Origin of the sequence: Mesorhizobium sp. WSM4308 (assembly GCF_002294905.1) — a bacterium.
Taxonomy (GTDB): domain Bacteria; phylum Pseudomonadota; class Alphaproteobacteria; order Rhizobiales; family Rhizobiaceae; genus Mesorhizobium.
The window spans coordinates 38497-55673 of record NZ_NSFW01000010.1; the positions used below are offsets into that span (position 1 = coordinate 38497).

At 63.0% G+C, this 17177-nt stretch carries 23 protein-coding genes; 18 read left to right on the top strand and 5 right to left on the bottom strand.

Going from position 1 to position 17177, the window contains the following annotated elements; translation table 11 throughout:
• Positions 1-30: 30 nt before the first annotated feature.
• Positions 31-879: a 23S rRNA (adenine(2030)-N(6))-methyltransferase RlmJ gene (locus CK227_RS19340; protein ID WP_095770663.1), complete on the top strand. Its 849-nt coding sequence runs from the start codon at positions 31-33 to the stop codon at positions 877-879.
• Positions 880-914: 35 nt separating this feature from the next.
• Here CK227_RS19340 and CK227_RS19345 read toward each other — a convergent pair whose 3' ends face one another.
• Positions 915-1763: an AraC family transcriptional regulator gene (locus CK227_RS19345; protein WP_245317992.1), complete on the bottom strand. Its 849-nt coding sequence runs from the start codon at positions 1761-1763 to the stop codon at positions 915-917.
• A gap of 129 nt (positions 1764-1892) precedes the next feature.
• Between CK227_RS19345 and CK227_RS19350 the strand changes: the two genes are divergently transcribed.
• The 6 genes from CK227_RS19350 (at position 1893) to CK227_RS19375 (ending at position 5498) form a co-directional block, all read left to right on the top strand.
• Positions 1893-2315 carry a VOC family protein gene (locus CK227_RS19350; RefSeq protein WP_095770662.1) on the top strand — a complete coding sequence of 141 codons (423 nt, stop codon included), beginning with the start codon at positions 1893-1895 and terminating at the stop codon, positions 2313-2315.
• Positions 2316-2345: 30 nt separating this feature from the next.
• The gene (locus CK227_RS19355; protein WP_095770661.1) at positions 2346-2708 is read left to right on the top strand and encodes a DoxX family protein; all 363 of its coding nucleotides are present in this window, start codon (positions 2346-2348) and stop codon (positions 2706-2708) included.
• A gap of 89 nt (positions 2709-2797) precedes the next feature.
• Positions 2798-3250 (top strand): hypothetical protein, encoded by a 453-nt coding sequence (locus CK227_RS19360; RefSeq protein ID WP_095770660.1) that lies wholly within the window; start codon positions 2798-2800, stop codon positions 3248-3250.
• Between the two features lie 130 nt (positions 3251-3380).
• The gene (locus CK227_RS19365; RefSeq protein WP_095770659.1) at positions 3381-3962 is read left to right on the top strand and encodes a TetR/AcrR family transcriptional regulator; all 582 of its coding nucleotides are present in this window, start codon (positions 3381-3383) and stop codon (positions 3960-3962) included.
• Complete coding sequence (locus tag CK227_RS19370; RefSeq protein ID WP_095770658.1) at positions 3959-4795, top strand: DMT family transporter; 837 nt, start codon at positions 3959-3961, stop codon at positions 4793-4795. The genes CK227_RS19365 and CK227_RS19370 overlap by 4 nt, the downstream gene beginning before the upstream one ends.
• Before the next feature lie 88 nt (positions 4796-4883).
• Positions 4884-5498 (top strand): LysE family translocator, encoded by a 615-nt coding sequence (locus CK227_RS19375; RefSeq protein ID WP_095770657.1) that lies wholly within the window; start codon positions 4884-4886, stop codon positions 5496-5498.
• Positions 5499-5605: 107 nt separating this feature from the next.
• Here the strand turns inward: CK227_RS19375 and CK227_RS19380 are convergent, their stop codons facing one another.
• On the bottom strand, positions 5606-5917 hold the full coding sequence (locus CK227_RS19380) for a transcriptional regulator (RefSeq protein ID WP_095770656.1): 312 nt from the start codon (positions 5915-5917) through the stop codon (positions 5606-5608).
• A 643-nt stretch (positions 5918-6560) separates the two neighbouring features.
• On the opposite strand from CK227_RS19380, the gene CK227_RS19385 reads away from it, so the two are divergent.
• Positions 6561-6947, top strand: coding sequence for a hypothetical protein (locus CK227_RS19385; RefSeq protein ID WP_179296323.1), 387 nt, complete (start codon positions 6561-6563; stop codon positions 6945-6947).
• Between the two features lie 415 nt (positions 6948-7362).
• On the top strand, positions 7363-7959 hold the full coding sequence (locus tag CK227_RS19390; protein WP_095770926.1) for a glutathione S-transferase: 597 nt from the start codon (positions 7363-7365) through the stop codon (positions 7957-7959).
• A 62-nt stretch (positions 7960-8021) separates the two neighbouring features.
• On the opposite strand, the gene CK227_RS19395 is transcribed toward CK227_RS19390, so the two are convergent.
• Positions 8022-8678: an outer membrane protein gene (locus tag CK227_RS19395; protein ID WP_095770654.1), complete on the bottom strand. Its 657-nt coding sequence runs from the start codon at positions 8676-8678 to the stop codon at positions 8022-8024.
• Between the two features lie 413 nt (positions 8679-9091).
• On the opposite strand from CK227_RS19395, the gene CK227_RS19400 reads away from it, so the two are divergent.
• The 7 genes from CK227_RS19400 (at position 9092) to CK227_RS19430 (ending at position 14650) form a co-directional block, all read left to right on the top strand.
• Complete coding sequence (locus CK227_RS19400) at positions 9092-9856, top strand: SDR family oxidoreductase (protein WP_095770653.1); 765 nt, start codon at positions 9092-9094, stop codon at positions 9854-9856.
• Positions 9853-11919, top strand: coding sequence for an excinuclease ABC subunit UvrC (gene uvrC / locus CK227_RS19405; protein ID WP_095770652.1), 2067 nt, complete (start codon positions 9853-9855; stop codon positions 11917-11919). Before CK227_RS19400 ends, uvrC begins: the two co-directional genes overlap by 4 nt.
• Before the next feature lie 97 nt (positions 11920-12016).
• Entirely contained in the window at positions 12017-12613 is a 597-nt protein-coding gene (gene pgsA, locus CK227_RS19410; protein ID WP_010915213.1) for a CDP-diacylglycerol--glycerol-3-phosphate 3-phosphatidyltransferase, read from the top strand.
• 1 nt (position 12614) lies between these two features.
• Complete coding sequence (gene moaD / locus CK227_RS19415) at positions 12615-12872, top strand: molybdopterin converting factor subunit 1 (RefSeq protein ID WP_095770651.1); 258 nt, start codon at positions 12615-12617, stop codon at positions 12870-12872.
• Positions 12873-12876: 4 nt separating this feature from the next.
• Entirely contained in the window at positions 12877-13356 is a 480-nt protein-coding gene (locus tag CK227_RS19420) for a molybdenum cofactor biosynthesis protein MoaE (protein WP_095770650.1), read from the top strand.
• A gap of 95 nt (positions 13357-13451) precedes the next feature.
• The gene (locus CK227_RS19425; RefSeq protein ID WP_095770649.1) at positions 13452-14216 is read left to right on the top strand and encodes a YbaY family lipoprotein; all 765 of its coding nucleotides are present in this window, start codon (positions 13452-13454) and stop codon (positions 14214-14216) included.
• 164 nt (positions 14217-14380) lie between these two features.
• Positions 14381-14650, top strand: a complete 270-nt coding sequence (locus tag CK227_RS19430) for a hypothetical protein (RefSeq protein WP_095770648.1) — start codon at positions 14381-14383, stop codon at positions 14648-14650.
• Between the two features lie 116 nt (positions 14651-14766).
• Here the strand turns inward: CK227_RS19430 and ndk are convergent, their stop codons facing one another.
• A complete protein-coding gene (gene ndk, locus CK227_RS19435) occupies positions 14767-15189 on the bottom strand; it encodes a nucleoside-diphosphate kinase (protein ID WP_095770647.1) in 423 nt (140 codons plus the stop codon).
• Between the two features lie 361 nt (positions 15190-15550).
• On the opposite strand from ndk, the gene CK227_RS19440 reads away from it, so the two are divergent.
• Positions 15551-15817 (top strand): DUF2934 domain-containing protein, encoded by a 267-nt coding sequence (locus tag CK227_RS19440; RefSeq protein WP_095770646.1) that lies wholly within the window; start codon positions 15551-15553, stop codon positions 15815-15817.
• Positions 15818-15899: 82 nt separating this feature from the next.
• On the opposite strand, the gene CK227_RS19445 is transcribed toward CK227_RS19440, so the two are convergent.
• Positions 15900-16592, bottom strand: a complete 693-nt coding sequence (locus CK227_RS19445; protein WP_095770645.1) for a glutathione S-transferase family protein — start codon at positions 16590-16592, stop codon at positions 15900-15902.
• A 67-nt stretch (positions 16593-16659) separates the two neighbouring features.
• Between CK227_RS19445 and CK227_RS19450 the strand changes: the two genes are divergently transcribed.
• Positions 16660-17172, top strand: coding sequence for a DinB family protein (locus tag CK227_RS19450; protein ID WP_019857317.1), 513 nt, complete (start codon positions 16660-16662; stop codon positions 17170-17172).
• Positions 17173-17177 lie beyond the last annotated feature (5 nt).

The window sequence follows — 17177 nt, forward strand, 5'->3', positions numbered from 1 at the left end:
GGGTAACGACATGCGTAACGGCAACAGATCATGAACTACCGCCACGCCTACCACGCCGGAAATTTCGCCGATGTCGTCAAGCACGTCGTGCTTACGCTTTTGCTTGAATATCTCAAGCAGAAGGACAAGGCATTTCGCGTCGTCGACACCCATGCCGGCATTGGCCGCTACGATCTATCCTCGGTCGAGGCACAGAAGACCGGCGAGTGGCTGGGCGGCATCGGCAGGCTGATGGATGCCTCGTTCGATACCAGGGCGGCCGCGCTGCTGGCGCCCTATCTGGACGCGGTGCGGTCGCTCAATCCCGGGGACAGCGTGAAGAAATATCCGGGCTCGCCGCTGCTCGCACGCCATCTCCTGCGCAAGCAGGACCGGTTGTCGGCGATCGAACTGCACCCGAAGGACGCCGCTAGGCTGAAGGCGGAATTCGCCGGCGACTTCCAGGTGCGGGTGATGGAACTCGATGGCTGGCTGGCGCTCGGAGCGCATTTGCCGCCGAAGGAGAAGCGCGGCCTTGTGCTCATCGATCCGCCCTTCGAGGAGGAGGGCGAGTTCGGCCGCCTCGTGGATGGGCTCATAAGGGCACACAGGCGCTGGCCTGGCGGCATCTATGCGCTGTGGTATCCGATCAAGGACCGCAAGGCGGTGATTGCCTTCAGGAAGGCACTGAAGCAATCCGGCATCCCGAAAATCCTCGACATGGAATTCGAGATTAGGCCGGCCTCTTTGGAACCCAGCCTCGATGGCAGCGGCATGGTGGTGGTCAACCCGCCCTTTACGCTGGAAGGCGAATTGCGAACCGTGCTGCCGGCCCTGCACAAATTGCTTGCCGTGGAAAAGCCGGCGCACTGGTCGCTGGAATGGCTGGTTGGAGAGTAGGCTGCCTTGGCTTTCGACCTCGTCGGGCGGCGCTGCTATGTTTTCGAGGAGGCGTCCGCGTGCGTCGATGGCGTGACGCCGGACAATCGCCGGCTCTCGCGTATCAGATGAGCCTGATCCGAGTAGCCGGCTTCGACCGCCAGCACCGCGGTTGAAGCATCGCCGGACATTTGCCTCAGGCGCCGGTAGCGATGAAAGCGCAGGATGCGGTCGAGCGTCTTGGGGCCATAGCCGAAACTTTCCTCGAAACGGCGACGCAGCGTCCGCTCGCTCATATGCAAGGTGCGCAGCAGGAACGGCACCAGCGGCCTGTCGGCCGGCAGTCCCTGGTCGACAACGTCAAAGGCAAAACCCATGGCCGCATCGGGCGCACGGTGGTCTTGCGTGTATGCGCCGATCGCCTTCTCCAATTGTCCCACCATGCCGGCGAGATCGGGCATGGCGCGGACACCGCCTGCCAGATGGCGCGCCCGCGCCCCCCAGAGGTCAGTGAGGTCGAGGCGTTCTCCGACGATCTGGTTGGCCGGCACGCCCAGCCAACCGGCGGCCGCCCCCGGCCGGAATCTGAAGCCGACAATCGTCGCCCCTGACGGCAGTATCTCGATCTGCGGCTCCCGGTCGGGTCCCGCGATCCGGAATCTGCCGTCGATCCACTGCAGGTCGATCGTCGCATCCGGCGTTATCACGACCGGTGGAGCGTCACGGTCCCGCATGCGGTGGACCCAGACGGACGCGAAAGCGGCACCCAGCCGCCTGTCTGCGGGGCGTTCCTGGAAAGAGCCGGTGGTCTGGGCCAGTACCGCTTCCATCCCTTCAGCCTTCGTCAGCCTGCCCGGCCCTGGTCTTCTCGTCGGCTCGTCGTTCTGGTCCACGGTCTCAGCCATTTTGGCCGAAATCTTCAATGCGGGCCGCTCCCGCCATGGCAAACCAGCCTTTCGGTGCCATTCGCAACCACTTCGGCACCAAGGTCACCGATACCGTGCAAGTCCAGAATATAGAAAGGAGAAACCAAAATGAAAGCTCGCATCAGTGTCATCACGCTTGGTGTCGATAATCTGGAGGCGTCGCTCGAATTCTACCGAAACGGACTGGGGTTTCCGACCGAAGGCATCATCGGCAAGGAGTTCGAGCACGGCGCCGTCGCCTTCTTCGATTTGCAGAACGGCTTGAAGTTCGCGATCTTCGAGCGCTCCAACATCGCCCATGACGCCGGCGTCGCCCAAACCAGCCGCAGCCCGACCGAATTCACCATCGGTCACAATGTCCCGAGCAAGGCCGAGGTCGATGCCGTGATGGCGCAGGCCATCAACGCCGGCGCGCGCCCCGTCAAGCCCGCCCAGGACACATTCTGGGGTGGCTATGCCGGCTATTTCCAGGATCCGGATGACCATCTCTGGGAAGTCGTCTTCAACCCTGCCTTTCTTCCCGAGGACTGAACCCTGGCAGGCATCTGGCAGGAGGTTGGCATGTTCCCTCAAACGGTTCAGGTGCTGAGCACGCTTCTGATCGGCGGCGTGTTTGTATGGGCCGGCGTCGAACATTTCGTGAAGTTCAGGGCAATGGCCGAGTATCTGGCCGCCCGGCAATTTCCGGCCCCGGCCTTCCTGCTCGCCGCGGGTTCGGCGTTGGAGATCGTCGCCGGCTCCTTGCTTGCCATGGGCATTGCGGTGCCTTTCGCCGCCGGCGCGCTGGTCGTGTTTACGCTGGCGGCGAACATGTTCCTGCTGCGGTTCTGGGCCTGTGAGGGCCTGGAACGGCAGACGTCGCGATCCGCCTTTCTGGTCAATTTCGCCGTGATTGGCGGATTGCTGCTTGCGGCAACCGTCTAGTCTTGTTCTGGAAACCATTGTTTCGGCAACCGCTTGACCGCCGCCGAGCGAATCCGCACAGTGCGCGCAATCGACCTTGAGAGGCTGCCATGACTCGCTTCGCCAAATTCGCACTTGCCGCTCTGATTTCGCTCTGTACCCCGTTTGCCGCGCCTCTCGGTATCACCCAGGCGGCGCAGGCGGCCGACCTTGCCGTCTATTCCGACGACGATGGCGGCGTCTGCGGCCAGCCCTGGGTGCTGAGCAAGATCACCAGCCGCTTCTCCTACCAGGTGCATCACGTGCCGCACCTGCCGGATGTGCAGATCACCGATTTCCGGCGCATCCACCAGCATCGCTATCTGCCGGCCAATGATACCTGGCCGATCGGCCGCCGCTATTGCGGCGCCACCGTCAGTCTCTCCGACGGGCGCGACCGGACCATCTGGTACCTGATCGAGGAAGGCCAGGGCTTTGCCTCGATCGGCGACAATGTCGAATTCTGTGTCTCGGGCTTCGACCGCTGGATGGTCTATAACGGCCGCTGCCGCGTCCTGCGCTAGACGCAGCCTCCCTTCCCGATAGCTTTGACGCCTGCGGCTCGATCAGCCGCAGGCGTTTTGTCGTGTTGACAGAAGACGCGATCCATTGCATAGAGATGAGACAGACCTGTCTCATCATCAGGAAAGCACCATGGCGCCGCCAACGCCCTCCGACAAACGCCAGCATGTCATCGAAACCGCCTATGCGCTGTTCAAACGCGCCGGCTTCCATGCCACCGGCATCGACCGGATCATCGCCGAGGCCGATGTGGCCAAGATGACGATGTACCGGCATTTCCCAAGCAAGGACGAGCTGATCGTCGCGGTGCTCGACCATCGCGCCAGGCGTTTTGACGATCAGCTCGACCAGCTTGCCCAAAAGAGCATCACGCCAGAGCAGAAAATCGCAGAGATTTTCGACTGGCATGGGCGCTGGTTCCGCAGCCCGGATTTCCACGGCTGTCTGTTCGCGCATGCGCTGGCCGAGTTCGGCGATCCCGGGCATCCGGTGTTCGAGGCTGTCGCCAGGCAGAAGAATGGCCTTCGGCAGCGCATGCGATCGATCCTGTCGGAGGTGATGCCGCGCGGCCGGGCCGAGAACGTGGCGACGACGCTGTCGATGCTGATCGAAGGTGCCACCCTGATGGCGCAGATGGGTCAGGCGGATACCGCATTGCGTGAAGCCCGCAAGACGGCCCTGGACGTCGTCGCCGCCTCGCGCAGACCGCAATGAGCCCGCTGGTCATCGGGCTCGCGCTCTTCGCGGCGATCCTGCACGCAAGCTGGAACGCTTTCCTGCGAACCGGCGCCGACAGGTTGTGGACCGTCACCGTCATGAGCTTCTCCAGCACGGCGCTGGCCGTTCCGCTGGCCATCTTCAACGGTTTTCCAGCCACGTCGGCCTGGCTCTATGTCGCCCTCTCGGCCTGCCTGCAGGTCGGCTACAGCGTGTTCCTGGTGGCCGCCTACAGATATGGCGAATTGGGACAGGTCTATCCGATTGTTCGCGGCAGCGTGCCTCTGCTCGTCACCCTTGGTGGCTTCCTGCTCGCCGGCCAGCAACTCACCGTTCTGGAGACCGTCGGCGTTGCCCTGGTCGGCGGCGGCATCATGGGTCTGTCACTCGGGCGCGGAAGAGCCGCCACGACATCGATCCTCTACGCGCTGGCAACGGGAGCAATCATCGCCGCCTATGCGACGGTCGATGCGATCGGCGTTCGTGTGGCGGGCAATGTCGGCGCCTACACGGCCTGGGTGCTGCTGGCCTATGGTGCATTGCTGCCGGCGACCTTCGTTGCTTGCCGCGGCCGGCTTGCTGTCGACCCGCGGGCGCCTGAAACCTGGAAGGCACTGGGCGGCGGCCTGTTCGCGCTTGTCGCCTATGGCGTCGTGGTGGCGGCCTTCGCGCTCGGGCCGGCCGGCCCGATCACCGCGATCCGCGAGACCTGCGTCGTCTTCGCGGCCTTCATCGGCCGGCTGTTCCTTGGCGAGACGCTGACGCCCCGCCGGGTCGGCGCCTGCGCCATCGTGGCGCTCGGCGCCATCTGCCTCGGTTATCAATCGTGACGACAATCTGAACTTTCGGGCTATCGACGGCAGGCAAATCGGCTAACCTGGGCACCCGAGAGCAACACGTCACTTTCGGGAAACCTTCATGGACCTTGCCACCATCCTTGCCTTCGCGGCAGCCTTCTTCGTGTTCGCCGCCAGCCCTGGCCCCGACAACATGACCATCGTCGCCCGCACGATCTCCAGCGGCGCCGCGTCGGGCATCGCCTATGGCGCCGGCACGGTGGTCGGCATCCTTATCTTCCTGGTGCTCGCAGCCCTCGGCCTGTCGATCATTGCCGCCAAGATGGCAATCGTCATGACGGTGCTTCGCTACGGCGGAGCGGCCTATCTGATCTGGATGGGCATCAAGCTGTGGACGGCCGTGCCCGTCGTGCCGGAACTGCAGCCCGTCTCACGGCGGCGCGGGCTGCTGACGATCTTCGCCACGGGTGTCGCGCTCAATCTCGGCAATCCGAAAATGCCGCTGTTCTACGTGGCGCTGTTGCCCAACGTGGTCGGGGCTTCGCTCACACCAGCGCATCTTGGCATTCTGGTCGCGGTGATCCTGGCTGTCGAGATTGTGGTGATCGGCGGGCATGTTCTCCTCGCCGGCCGTGCCCGCAGTCTGCTGCGCACGCCCAGCATAGTGCGCCGGGTCAACCGCGCGGCAGGCGGCGTCATGATCGGCGCCGGCGTTGCCGTGATCACCACGCGCTAAAAGCAATTCCAGGAAAAGTGTGAAACGGCTTCCCGGGAAAAGCGCATGGCGCTTTCCCGGGGGAATTGCGTCAACGCAAAGTGTTAGAAGTCGCTCGGTCGCAGCGCCTATTTCCTGCGTTGCGTCACTTCGGCCTGATCGATGATCTTGCGGAGAAAAGCAATGTGGCCGCGAAAGGCCCGCCGCCCAATTGTCGTTGCCTTGACCCGGGTCTGCGGCCGTCGCCCGACGAAAAGCTTTTCGACATCGACATAGCCCGCTCTGGCCAGCGTATCGATGTGCGCTCCGAGATTTCCGTCGGTCGTTTCGATCATGGCCTTCAACTGGGTAAACTCCAGCGCCTCGCGCTTTTCCAACGTGTTCAGGATGGCCATGATCCTGAGCCGTATGCTCTGATGGATGATGTCGTCGGCGCTCACCGATAGGCTCTACTGCGGCAAGGCCCTGGACCGTCGCAACATAGCGCGGCGATTGCGGGCAACGGTCCTGTCTGTTGCCTTTGTGTGACCGAAATCAAATCGCCAGCTCCTGAATTTACGCAGAATACTCTGACTTGCAGAGTTGTCTGTCAATCAGCCGCTGGAGATGGAACTGCGCTTGACAAGGTGATCTTCAGATTGGTCGTCGCGTCGCGCTCGTGATCCGCATGGATCGCTCACTCGTAGAAGATGATTGCTTCGATGAGGTGGCAGGTCGTGATATTCCCGGACGAAGATCATGCGTGAAGCCGCTCGCTAATCTTCGCGGCTTCATGGCGGCTTCGCATCGAGAATGCCGGTGTGAAATTGCTGGCGATATAAGAAGATCAGCAGCGGATTTTTGCGATGATGAGTGCGATCGTGTGTCGATCTCAACCAAAATTTAAGCTGAGAAAATCATACCATTGCTTCGCTGGCTAGCGAGCCGCGAGTCAGATATGCATTGCGCGCCGGGGTCATTCACGGCCAACGGCATAACGTGAAGGGGCATGACATGGCTAAGCAGTCATCTAAAGCGCCGGCATCCAAGGCATCGGCAAAGAAAGCACCCGCAAAAGCAGTCGCGGCGAAGGCCGCAACAGCAGTGAAGAAAGCAGCGCCTGCGAAGGCGGCGGCCAAGCCCGCGGCAAAGGCAGCACCGGCCAAGAAGCCGGTGGCGGCCAAGGCTGCGGCAAAGCCGGCAGTGAAGAAGGCGGCGCCCGCCAAGGCAGCGGCAAAGCCCGCAGCGAAGGCAGCACCGGCGAAGAAGCCGGCGGCCAAGGCAGCAGCGAAGCCCGTGGCCAAGAAAGCAGCGCCCGCCAAGGCTGCGGCAAAGCCTGCCGCGAAGGCAGCGGCAAAGCCTGCCGCGAAGGCAGCGGCAAAGCCGGCCATGAAAGCAGCAGCGGCCGCGACCAAGCCCGCGGTAAAGAAAGCCGCCGCGCCGAAGGCCAAGGCAGCGCCTGCGAAGGCGAAGGCTCCGGCCAAGAAGTAGATGGATCGTTGGGGCGTCGCGTATCCCTTCGGGGTCCGCAAGGACGCTCTGACGCTCTGGATCGAAGCTGTCCGGCAGCGGGTTCAGCCTTGAGGGCTGAACATCGGGATGGGATCGAGGGGCAAGCAAAGCGAGGCGCCGGTTGGCTGCCTCGCTCGCTCCTTGGATCGTCTCCTTGCCGCGGTCGGCGAAGGCCTGGGTGCGATGCCTCGGGTTCGTGAGATGCGAATGCAGGTTGAATCCCGTCAACCTGCCGTCGTCGCTCGTGTTTCCAGCGTACCAGTCCGTAGGCTTGTCCGGGATGTCTGGAGCGGAAACCGCCACCGGTTTCTGGCCGCTGTTTTCTCGCGCTCTGGCGGTTGATCGCAAGCGCCTGTCCAGTCAACACTGGACGCCTGCAAACAGGAAACCGATCATGCCGAAGCTGCTCTACGCGTCCGCCTCTCCTTACAGTTCCAAGGTAAGGATGGCCGCGGCCTATGCCGGGATCGCGATCGATCTGGTGCCGGTCAAGACCGAGGACAAGCCGGCCGAACTGATCGGCGCCAATCCGCTTGGCAAGATCCCGGTGCTGGTGCTCGACGATGGCCGTTCCATTCACGACAGCCGCGCCATCACCCAGCACCTCAACCGGATTTCGAAGAACGCGTTGTTTCCGCGCAATCCCGACAAGCGGCTGGAGGCGGAAGTGCTGGAGGCACTGGCCGACGGCATCTGCGATTGCGCGCTGTCGATGGTCTATGAACGCCGCACCCGGCCCGAAGAGATGGTCTATCAGCCCTGGCTCGACCGGCAGTGGGCGAAGATCGCCGCCGCGCTCGATCTGCTCAATGCCAACCCGCCGAAACTACCGAAGAAGATCACGGCCGGTCAGATGGCGTTGCGCGCTTGCCTCGGCTATCTCGCGCTGCGTTTCGCCGGCAAGTGGGAAAAAGGCCGTGGCCGGCTGACTCGCTGGGCAGCACGTTTCGACGAAAAATTTCCGGAGCTGAAGTCGGCGGTTCCGGCCTGAGCGGCCGACAATAAAAAAGCCGGGCGCGAGGCCCGGCTTTTTCGTGTCGTGGCTTGAACGACTTAGAACTTCATACCGAGGCCGAAGGTGACGCGGTTGTCGGTGGCCTTGACCTTGCCGATACCATCGAAGCTCTTGCTGCCGAAGTCGGTGTAGCGGTACTCGACACGGCCGAAGACGTTGTCGGTCAGCTTGATGTCGGTGCCGACGCCGGCGGTCCAGCCGATCATGGTGGCGGTGTCGCTGGCAGGAATGACCGAGTCTTCCACCTTCAGGCTTCTGCCGGCGAGACCGCCGGTGCCATAGAGCAGGATTTCCGGGGTCACGGCGTAGCCAAGACGGGCACGCAGCGATCCTTCGAAGCCGCCCTTTGAGTTGATGCCGTTGTCGTCACCCTTGACGCCGTTGTAGCCGAGTTCGGCTTCACCGCCGTACACGAAGTTCTCCTGCTGCCACTGATAGCCGCCGAAGACGCTGCCGACGAAACCCTTGGTGTCGGTCGAAACGTCGAAATCCTTCTCCTTGGTACGGCCGCTGAAGCCGTAGCCAACGTTAAGACCGACATAGGGGCCGGCCCAGGATGCGACAGGCAGTTCGGCGACCGGTGCGGGTGCCGGGGGCTCTTCCTGGACGACGTCTGCGGCATAGGCAGTACCACCGAGGGCGAAGAGCCCGAGCGCAACGGCCAGCGGCCGTGCGAATTTGAGATTGGCTTGCATTGTTCTTTACTCCTTAAGCCACAGGACACAGGCTTGTTTCTCACGATCGCCATCAACCCGTCCGGGGGGTGAAACGGATCTGGCGTTCGTCGGTTCCAAATGTCGTGTCAAAATGAGGCTGAAGCGAACCTGAACTTGGGTCATTACCCGGCGCGAATGAGGCGGAACCTTGACGTTGCATCTTCGCAACAGCGAAATGTCAGCAGCCATTTCATGCTGCGCTGCACACCGCTTGGTGCAAGGAGTCCAGCGTCCTATATTGCGTTCCGGCGCTCCCGACTCCAAGACGAGTCGGCATGCCGAACCGAGCGTTTCGCCACAATGCAGCCCCAAGTGCGAATGCCGTTTAACGCATGCCGAGCCATATTTCGTCGGCGCCGTGTTTTCGGGCCGAAATTGAGGATTGACAGCAGATGAGCAAAGCCATTGCCGCGGCCCTGGTGACCGGCGGGGCGAAACGGGTCGGCAAGGCAATTGTCGAAGACCTCGCCGGCCATGGCTTTGCCGTCGCCATCCACGCCAATAGCTCGCACGACGAGGCGGATGCCTTGGCCGCGGGGATCAATCGGTCTGGCGGCCGCGCCACCGTGGTTGGGGCGGATCTGACCGACATGAGCGCCGTCAGCGGCCTCGTCGGCCAGGCGCAGGCCGCGCTGGGTCCAATCTCGCTGCTGGTCAACAATGCGTCGCTTTTCGTCGGCGATTCCGTTGAGGATTTCGATTGGCAGGCCTGGGACCGCCACTTTGCCATCCACGTGAAAACGCCGGCGCTGTTGGCGCAGAATTTCGCTCGCGCCTTGCCTGAAGGGCGCGAGGGGCTGATCGTCAACATCATCGATCAGCGCGTCTGGCGGCCGACGCCACGCTACTTCTCCTACGCGTTGTCGAAGTCGGCTTTGTGGACCCAGACGCAGATGCTGGCGCAAGCGCTCGGCCCGCGCATTCGCGTCAACGCGATCGGGCCTGGCCCGACACTGAAGAATGTCCGCCAGGACGATACCGATTTTGACGCACAGCTCGCTGGCCTGATCCTGAAGCGCGGCCCGGAATTGCCGGAATTCGGCGCCACCATCCGCTATCTCTGGGATGCGCGCTCGGTCACCGGCCAGATGATCGCGCTCGACGGCGGCCAGCATCTTGCATGGCAGACGCCCGATGTGACAGGCATGACGGAATGAGTCCTTTGGATCACAAAAACAAGGCGCGTGGCGGCGCCGATGACCTGCCTCCCGAAATCGACCTCGAGGACGAGGCGCTCGAGGAGATCGTCGAACCGACAGGCCCGGATGTCGCCTTCACCGCCATCGACTGGACGCCGCATGCCGGCGATGCCGAAGGCATGGTCGGCGCCGAGGTGATCCAGACCTTGGTCAAGCGGCTGCCCAACGCGCCCGGCGTCTACCGCATGATGAACGCCGCGGGCGACGTGCTCTATGTCGGCAAGGCACGCAGCCTGAAGAAGCGCGTCACCAACTACGCGCAAGGCCGGTTCCACACCAACCGCATCGGCCGCATGGTGCGCGAGACGTCGACGATGGAATTCGTCGTCACCCGCACCGAGATCGAGGCGCTGCTGCTCGAAGCCAATCTTATCAAGCGCTTGCGGCCGCGATTCAACGTGCTGATGCGCGACGACAAGTCGTTTCCCTATATCCTTTTGACCGGCGACCATGTCTCGCCCGGCATCTACAAGCATCGTGGCGCGCGCTCGCGAAAAGGCGACTATTTCGGCCCGTTTGCTTCGGCCGGCGCCGTCGGCCGCACCATCAACTCGCTGCAGCGCGCCTTCCTGCTGCGCAGCTGCACCAACTCGTTCTACGAGAACCGCACCCGGCCGTGCCTGCTCTATCAGATCAAGCGCTGCGCCGGCCCTTGCACCGGCGAAATCTCGCATGAGGGCTATGCCGAACTGGTCGCCGAGGCGAAGGATTTCTTGTCCGGCCGCAGCCAGAAGGTGAAGACCGAGATTTCGGCCGCCATGCAGCAGGCATCTGAAGACCTCGATTTCGAACGTGCCGCCATCTATCGCGACCGGCTGGCCGCCCTGTCGCATGTGCAGAGCCATCAGGGCATCAACCCGGCGACCGTCGACGAGGCGGATGTCTTCGCCATCCATCAGGAAGGCGGGCAGGTCTGCATCCAGGTCTTCTTCTTCCGCACCGGCCAGAACTGGGGCAACCGCGCCTATTTCCCGAAAGCCGATCCTGCCCTGGAAGGATCGGAAGTATTGGGCTCGTTCCTGGCGCAGTTCTACGACGACAAGCCGACGCCGCGCGCCATCCTTCTGTCGCACGGCATCGAGGACCAGGAATTGCTGGCCGAGGCGCTCTCGACCCGCGCCGGCCGCAAGGTTGCGATCTCTGTGCCGCAGCGCGGCGAGAAGAAGGACCTGACCGACAATGCCTTGCAGAATGCGCGGGAGGCGTTGGGCCGCAGGCTGGCCGAAACCTCGACGCAAGGACGGCTGCTTGCCGGTTTCGCCGAGACCTTCGGCCTGGCCAAGCCGCCGGTGCGCATCGAGGTGTACGACAACTCGCACATCATGGGCACCAATGCCGTCGGCGCCATGGTTGTCGCGGGACCGGAAGGGTTTGTGAAAAACCAGTACCGGAAATTCAACATCCGCTCGACCGAGATCACCCCGGGCGACGATTTCGGCATGATGCGCGAGGTGATGGAGCGGCGCTTCTCGCGGCTGCTCAAGGAACATGGCGATGTCGCGCCCGACGACACGGCCTCGGCGCAAGCGGGCGATGATGTCGAAGACGACATCTCCGGCAGCTTCCCGGCCTGGCCCGACGTCATCCTGATCGACGGTGGCCAGGGCCAGATGACGGCGGTGCGCAAGATTCTCGCCGATCTCGGCATCGAGGACCGCGTCGTGGCCATCGGCATCGCCAAGGGCCAGGACCGCGATGCCGGCCGCGAGCGTTTTTTCGTCAAGGGCAGGGATTCCTTTTCACTGCCGGTGCGCGACCCCGTGCTCTATTTCGTCCAGCGGCTGCGCGACGAGGTCCATCGCTTTGCCATCGGCTCGCACCGGGCGCGGCGCAAGAAGGAGATGGTCAAAAGCCCGCTCGACGAGATCGCCGGCATCGGCCCCGGCCGCAAGCGCGCGCTGCTGCTTGCATTCGGCACCGCCAAGGCGGTCAGCCGTGCCGCGATCGAGGATCTGAGGAAAGTCGACGGTATTTCCGAACAGGTCGCCAAACTGGTCTACAATCATTTTCACGAAAGTTAAAAAATTCAGCACTTTCAGCTGGCCAGTCGAATCTGGCCTGTTGACCCCCTACATTCGCTTCTGATTTGAGTACGCAGGCAGAAAGAGTCCACCAGATATGGCCCAGCGCGCGTTCAACCTGCCCAACATGCTGACCTATGCCCGCATCATTGCGGTGCCGCTGGTGGTGCTGTGCTTTTTTCTCGAAGGCCATCTGAAATCGAGCGACTTCGCCCGCTGGTCGGCGCTGGTCATTTTCCTGCTGGCGTCCGTCACCGATTATTTCGACGGCTATTTTGCGCGCGCCTGGCAGCAGACCTCCAATATCGGCAAGATGCTCGACCCGATCGCCGACAAGCTGCTGGTCGCGACCTGCCTTTTGCTGCTTGCCGCCGACACCGATCGCCATGCCGGCATTGCCGGCTGGTCGCTGTGGGCGGCCATCATCATCCTGTGCCGCGAGATCCTGGTTTCTGGCCTGCGCGAATATCTGGCGGCGCTCAAGGTCTCGGTGCCCGTGACGCAGCTTGCCAAGTGGAAGACCACCATCCAGATGGTCGCTATCGCTTTCCTGCTGGCGGGACCGGCCGGTGACAAGATCTTCCCGCTGACGACGCAGACCGGCCTTGTGCTGCTGTGGATCGCGGCACTCGTCACACTCTACACCGGCTACGACTATTTCCGCGCCGGCCTCAAGCACATCATGGATGAGTGAAATGACGACCCGCCTCATCTATTTTGCCTGGGTACGCGAACGGATCGGCATGCCTGAAGAGCATGTCGAATTGCCCGCCGGCATCGAGACGGTCGCCGATCTCTTGCGCTGGCTGCAATCGCGCGGCGAGGGCTACGAACATGCGCTGCAATATCCCGACGTGATCCGCGTTGCCATCAACCAGGAACATGTCGACCACCGCGAAAAGATATCGGGCGCGCGCGAGATCGCGCTGTTCCCGCCGATGACCGGGGGCTGACACCGTGTCGGCCGTCCTGGCGCTGACCGTGCGCATCCAGCGCGAGGATTTCGACGTCGCCGCCGAGATCGCCGGACTGACGGCGGGCCGCACCGACATTGGCGCGGTGGTTTCTTTCTCCGGGCTCTGCCGCGATGAGCAGGGCGCGCTCACGGCACTGGAGCTCGAACATTATCCTGGCATGGCGGAGGCCGAGATCGGCCGTATCGCCGCCGAGGCGGTTGAGCGCTGGCCGCTGCAGGGCCTCACCGTCATCCACCGCCATGGCCGGATTCGTCCGGGCGAGAATATCGTGCTGGTGGTGGCCGCCTCTGCCCATCGCCAGGCCGCGTTCGAAGCGGCGAACTTTCTCATGGATTACCTCAAATCGCGCGCGCCCTTCTGGAAGAAGGAGCATCGCGCCGATGGTTCTGAAGGTGGCTGGGTCGAGGCCAAGGAAACCGACGCGCAAGCGGCAGAGCGCTGGAAGTCATCGTCCGAATAAATCCCGTCGCAGCCATGTATTGACCGCAATCCTTTGGCCAATTGCGTGAGGTTGATCAGCCCCGGGGATTGGCAGTCCGGGCAAGGGAGGCGGTCATGCTGGACAGGCTCGCGGAGTTCTTCGTCTTCGGTTTCGTGCCTCTGGTCGTCGGCATCCTGGCGGTGCCGGAATTGTCCGTGGCCGCTGAAAACGCGGTGAGGGGCGAGGTGATCTATCGCGAGCGCATCGCCCTGCCGCCCAGCGCCGTGCTTTCCGTCCAGCTCGCGGATGTTTCAGTAGCCGATGCACCGGCCAGGATCATCGGCGAGCAGACTATCAAGCCGGCCGGCCAGGTGCCGATCAGCTTCGAGATCAAACTCGATCCGTCGGTGATCCGGTCACAGATGACCTATGCGCTGCAGGCGCGGATCACCGTTGACGGCAAGTTGATGTTCATTTCCGATGTGCGCCATCGGCTGGACCCGCTGACCGACGCGCCGCAGACCATCATGCTGAAGTTGGTGGCGTCAGGCACCGAGCCGGCGGCTTCCATCTTTGGCCAGCTCTGGGTGGTCGACTATGTCGATGGCATTGGCGCCATCACCGCGCCGCAGGCGACGTTCAGGATCAGCGAGGCCGGCAAGGCCGGCGGCAGCGGCCCCTGCAACACCTATTTCGCCACCGCGAAAGTCGATGGCCAGGCGATCGCCATCAGCGACGTCGGCTCGACCTACAAGGCCTGCGCGCCGGAGGTGATGGCCGAGGAAAAGGCCTTGTTCGATGCCTTGGCCAAGGCGGCGTCATACAAGGTCGACGCCGGCAAGCTCGCCATATCGGACAAGGACGGCCACGAAATCCTGCGCTTCAGCGCCGCGAGTTAGCGCTTAATTCGATCGCCCGACACTTTCCGGAATAATTCGGGCAGGAGAAGCGTTTCTCTCCCAGACATGGCGGGTAGGCAAAAGGGATATTTTCGAATGTCCCTTCGTTGAAGCCGCCAGACCTGCTGCGGCTTGTTCTGGCCTTAACTCAAAGGAGTCCAGAGATGAAAACGCACGCGCTTATCCTTGCTGTCACAGGCGTATCGCTCCTTGCTCTCACCGGCCTTGCGAAGGCGGACGACCATCTGTTCAATGCCCTTCAGCATGGCCTCAGCGCCGATGGCCGACCCTTCCAGACCAACAAGGCCGGCCACAGCGGCGATCTGGCGCCTGGGCAGGGTAGTCCGTTTGCAGGTGCCGACACCCAGACACCGGCCACCGACACGGCGGCAGCGAACGCCCATGCGAACGTAAAAGATCGTCAGCCGAAGTGACCAGCACCGCCACTGCGATGCGCAGCGGCGTTGGCAGCGAGACCTGACCATTGCGTCAATGAAAAAGGCCGGCGAAATGCCGGCCTTTTTACGGGGTACAAGGTGCGACTGTCGGCTCAGCCGACGATCTCGGTGTCCGAGAACCAGTACTTGATCTCCTGCGCGGCGGTTTCCGGCGCGTCGGAGCCGTGCACCGAATTTTCGCCGATCGACAGCGCGTGCACTTTGCGGATGGTGCCTTCGTCGGCGTTGGCCGGGTTGGTGGCGCCCATCACTTCGCGGTTCCTGGCAATGGCGTTCTCGCCTTCCAGCACCTGGACGATCGTCGGAGCCGACGACATGAACTCGACCAGTTCGCCGAAGAACGGACGGTCCTTGTGGACGGCGTAGAAACCTTCCGCCTCACGGCGGCTCATCCAGACGCGGCGCGAAGCGATGACGCGCAGGCCTGCATCTTCTAGCATCTTGGTGATGGCGCCGGTGAGGTTGCGCCGGGTTGCGTCCGGCTTGATCATGGAAAAGGTGCGTTCGAGCGCCATTGGTCGTCCTTGTCTGAGAATGGAATTGAGAGTGGCGGGCTCTATACAGGCCGCCCCGCCCATTGCCAAGGGGTGAGGAGCGGTCCCGAAGCGGACGGAAAGCCAATTGCCTGGCGTTCCGAGCGACGAATGGTGAAGCCCTGTCGGCCTTTGGGCGGATTGAAAGGTCCAGTGCATCTTTCAAGGGGTTTGAACGCCCGAAGGGCAGGGACCGCGAGCGAAGGACCGGAGCAGTGGGCGCTTCCATGTCAGGCCGGCAAGCCGCCAGGGCGAGATCAGACGGCTGCACAGCAACGCTTTGCTTGCTATAGTCACGCGTCGGCGCCGCGCTGAAGTCGGCCCGAATGGAGACAACACGACCATGGCAGACGATCGTCAGGACCGCATTCGCAACCGCGCACACCAGATCTGGCAGGAAGAGGGGCAACCGGCCGGTCACCACGAACGCCATTGGCACCAGGCGGCCGCCGACATCGATCGGGAGGATGCGGGTAAGCCGTCGGCAGCCACGAAGCCGGCCAAGAAGGCCCCTGTCGCCAGCAAGGCCAAAGCCGCTCCCAAGGAAGAAAAAGCTGCCGCGAAAGCCAGCAAGCCGAAGACCAGCAAGCCAAAGAAGGCGGCCAAGTAGGCCGGCTATCCCGCCGCTGATTTCCGCCACGGATTGATGGCGCGTCCAACCTGCCTCGCGGGAGGGCCAGCGCTTGCGGCCGTCAGGCCGCCGCGGCAACCTTTCGTCCCAGCCCGCCATGCAGGTCGAGGCAACGCGCGAACCATTGCGTCACGACATCGCTGTCTTCAAGCAGCTGGTAGGGCGTGGCGATGCGCGCCCATTGCAGCGCGCCGAAGACGATGTAGTCCGCAAACAGCGGCGAGGCGCCGCCGATGAAAGGCTGGTAGCCCAGCATCGAGCGCAGCGGCTCGAGCGAAGCCCGAAACGCCGCCAGGCCGGCATCGCGCGCCGCGACGACATCTTCCAGCTGCTTGCCGAAGCGCTGCTCCCGGCTCTGCCGGAAATACACGGCGTTCTCTTCGTCCTGCATGGCATGGAGATCGACGAGCGCCGCAGTGGTGACGTAGGGATGGATGGTCAATTGCGACCAGCGCTCGATGAAGCGCGCCATCGCCTTGCCGCCTTCGCCGCCAAACAGCGTCGGCAGATCCGGATAGGCTTCCTCCAGATAGAGCGCGATGGCGAAGGAATCGATGACGACCTTTTCGCCGTCGCGGATCACCGGAACGGTTCTCGAAGCGCCGCCCTCGATGGTGGGCACCTCGAGAAAACGCGTCGGCGCGGTCGAGATATCGAGCCCCTTGTGGGCCAGCGCCATCGTCGCCTTCCAGCAATGTGGACTGAACGGACGGCTCTCGTCACGCCCGACGAGCTCATAAAGCAGAATGGTCATTGGCGCGGGTCTCTTTGCGGTCTAGGTATCGCTCGCGACACCCCGAAACGGGGCGGCTGGAGAAAAGATGAAACAGCATTTCATGATGTTTGCGGCGTATAATCAATGGGCCAATGGCCGCATCTATGATGCCGCCGCGGACCTCGATGAAGAGGAGTTCAATCGCGACGTCGGCGCCTTCTTCGGCTCGCTGATGGGCACCCTCAACCATCTGCTCGCTGCCGATCGCATCTGGATGAAGCGCTTCACCGGCGAGGGCGACGCGCCGACGGCGCTGGATGCCATACTGCACCGGGCCTTGCCCAAGTTGAGGACGGCGCGCGAGGCGGAGGACCGGCGGATCATCGACTGGCTCTCTGGCCTGAGCGACAAGGCGCTGTCGGGCCGTTTCACCTATATGACCCTGTCGGACATGCGCACCGTCTCGCAGCGTCTTGCGCCCGCGCTGGCGCATGTCTTCAACCACCAGACCCATCATCGCGGCCAGGCGCATATGATCCTGACGGTCCTCGGCCGTCCTTCCGTGCCGCTCGATCTGGCGCATTTCCAGCGTACCGAAGAGGGCAGGGCTTTCGCCTGATCCGG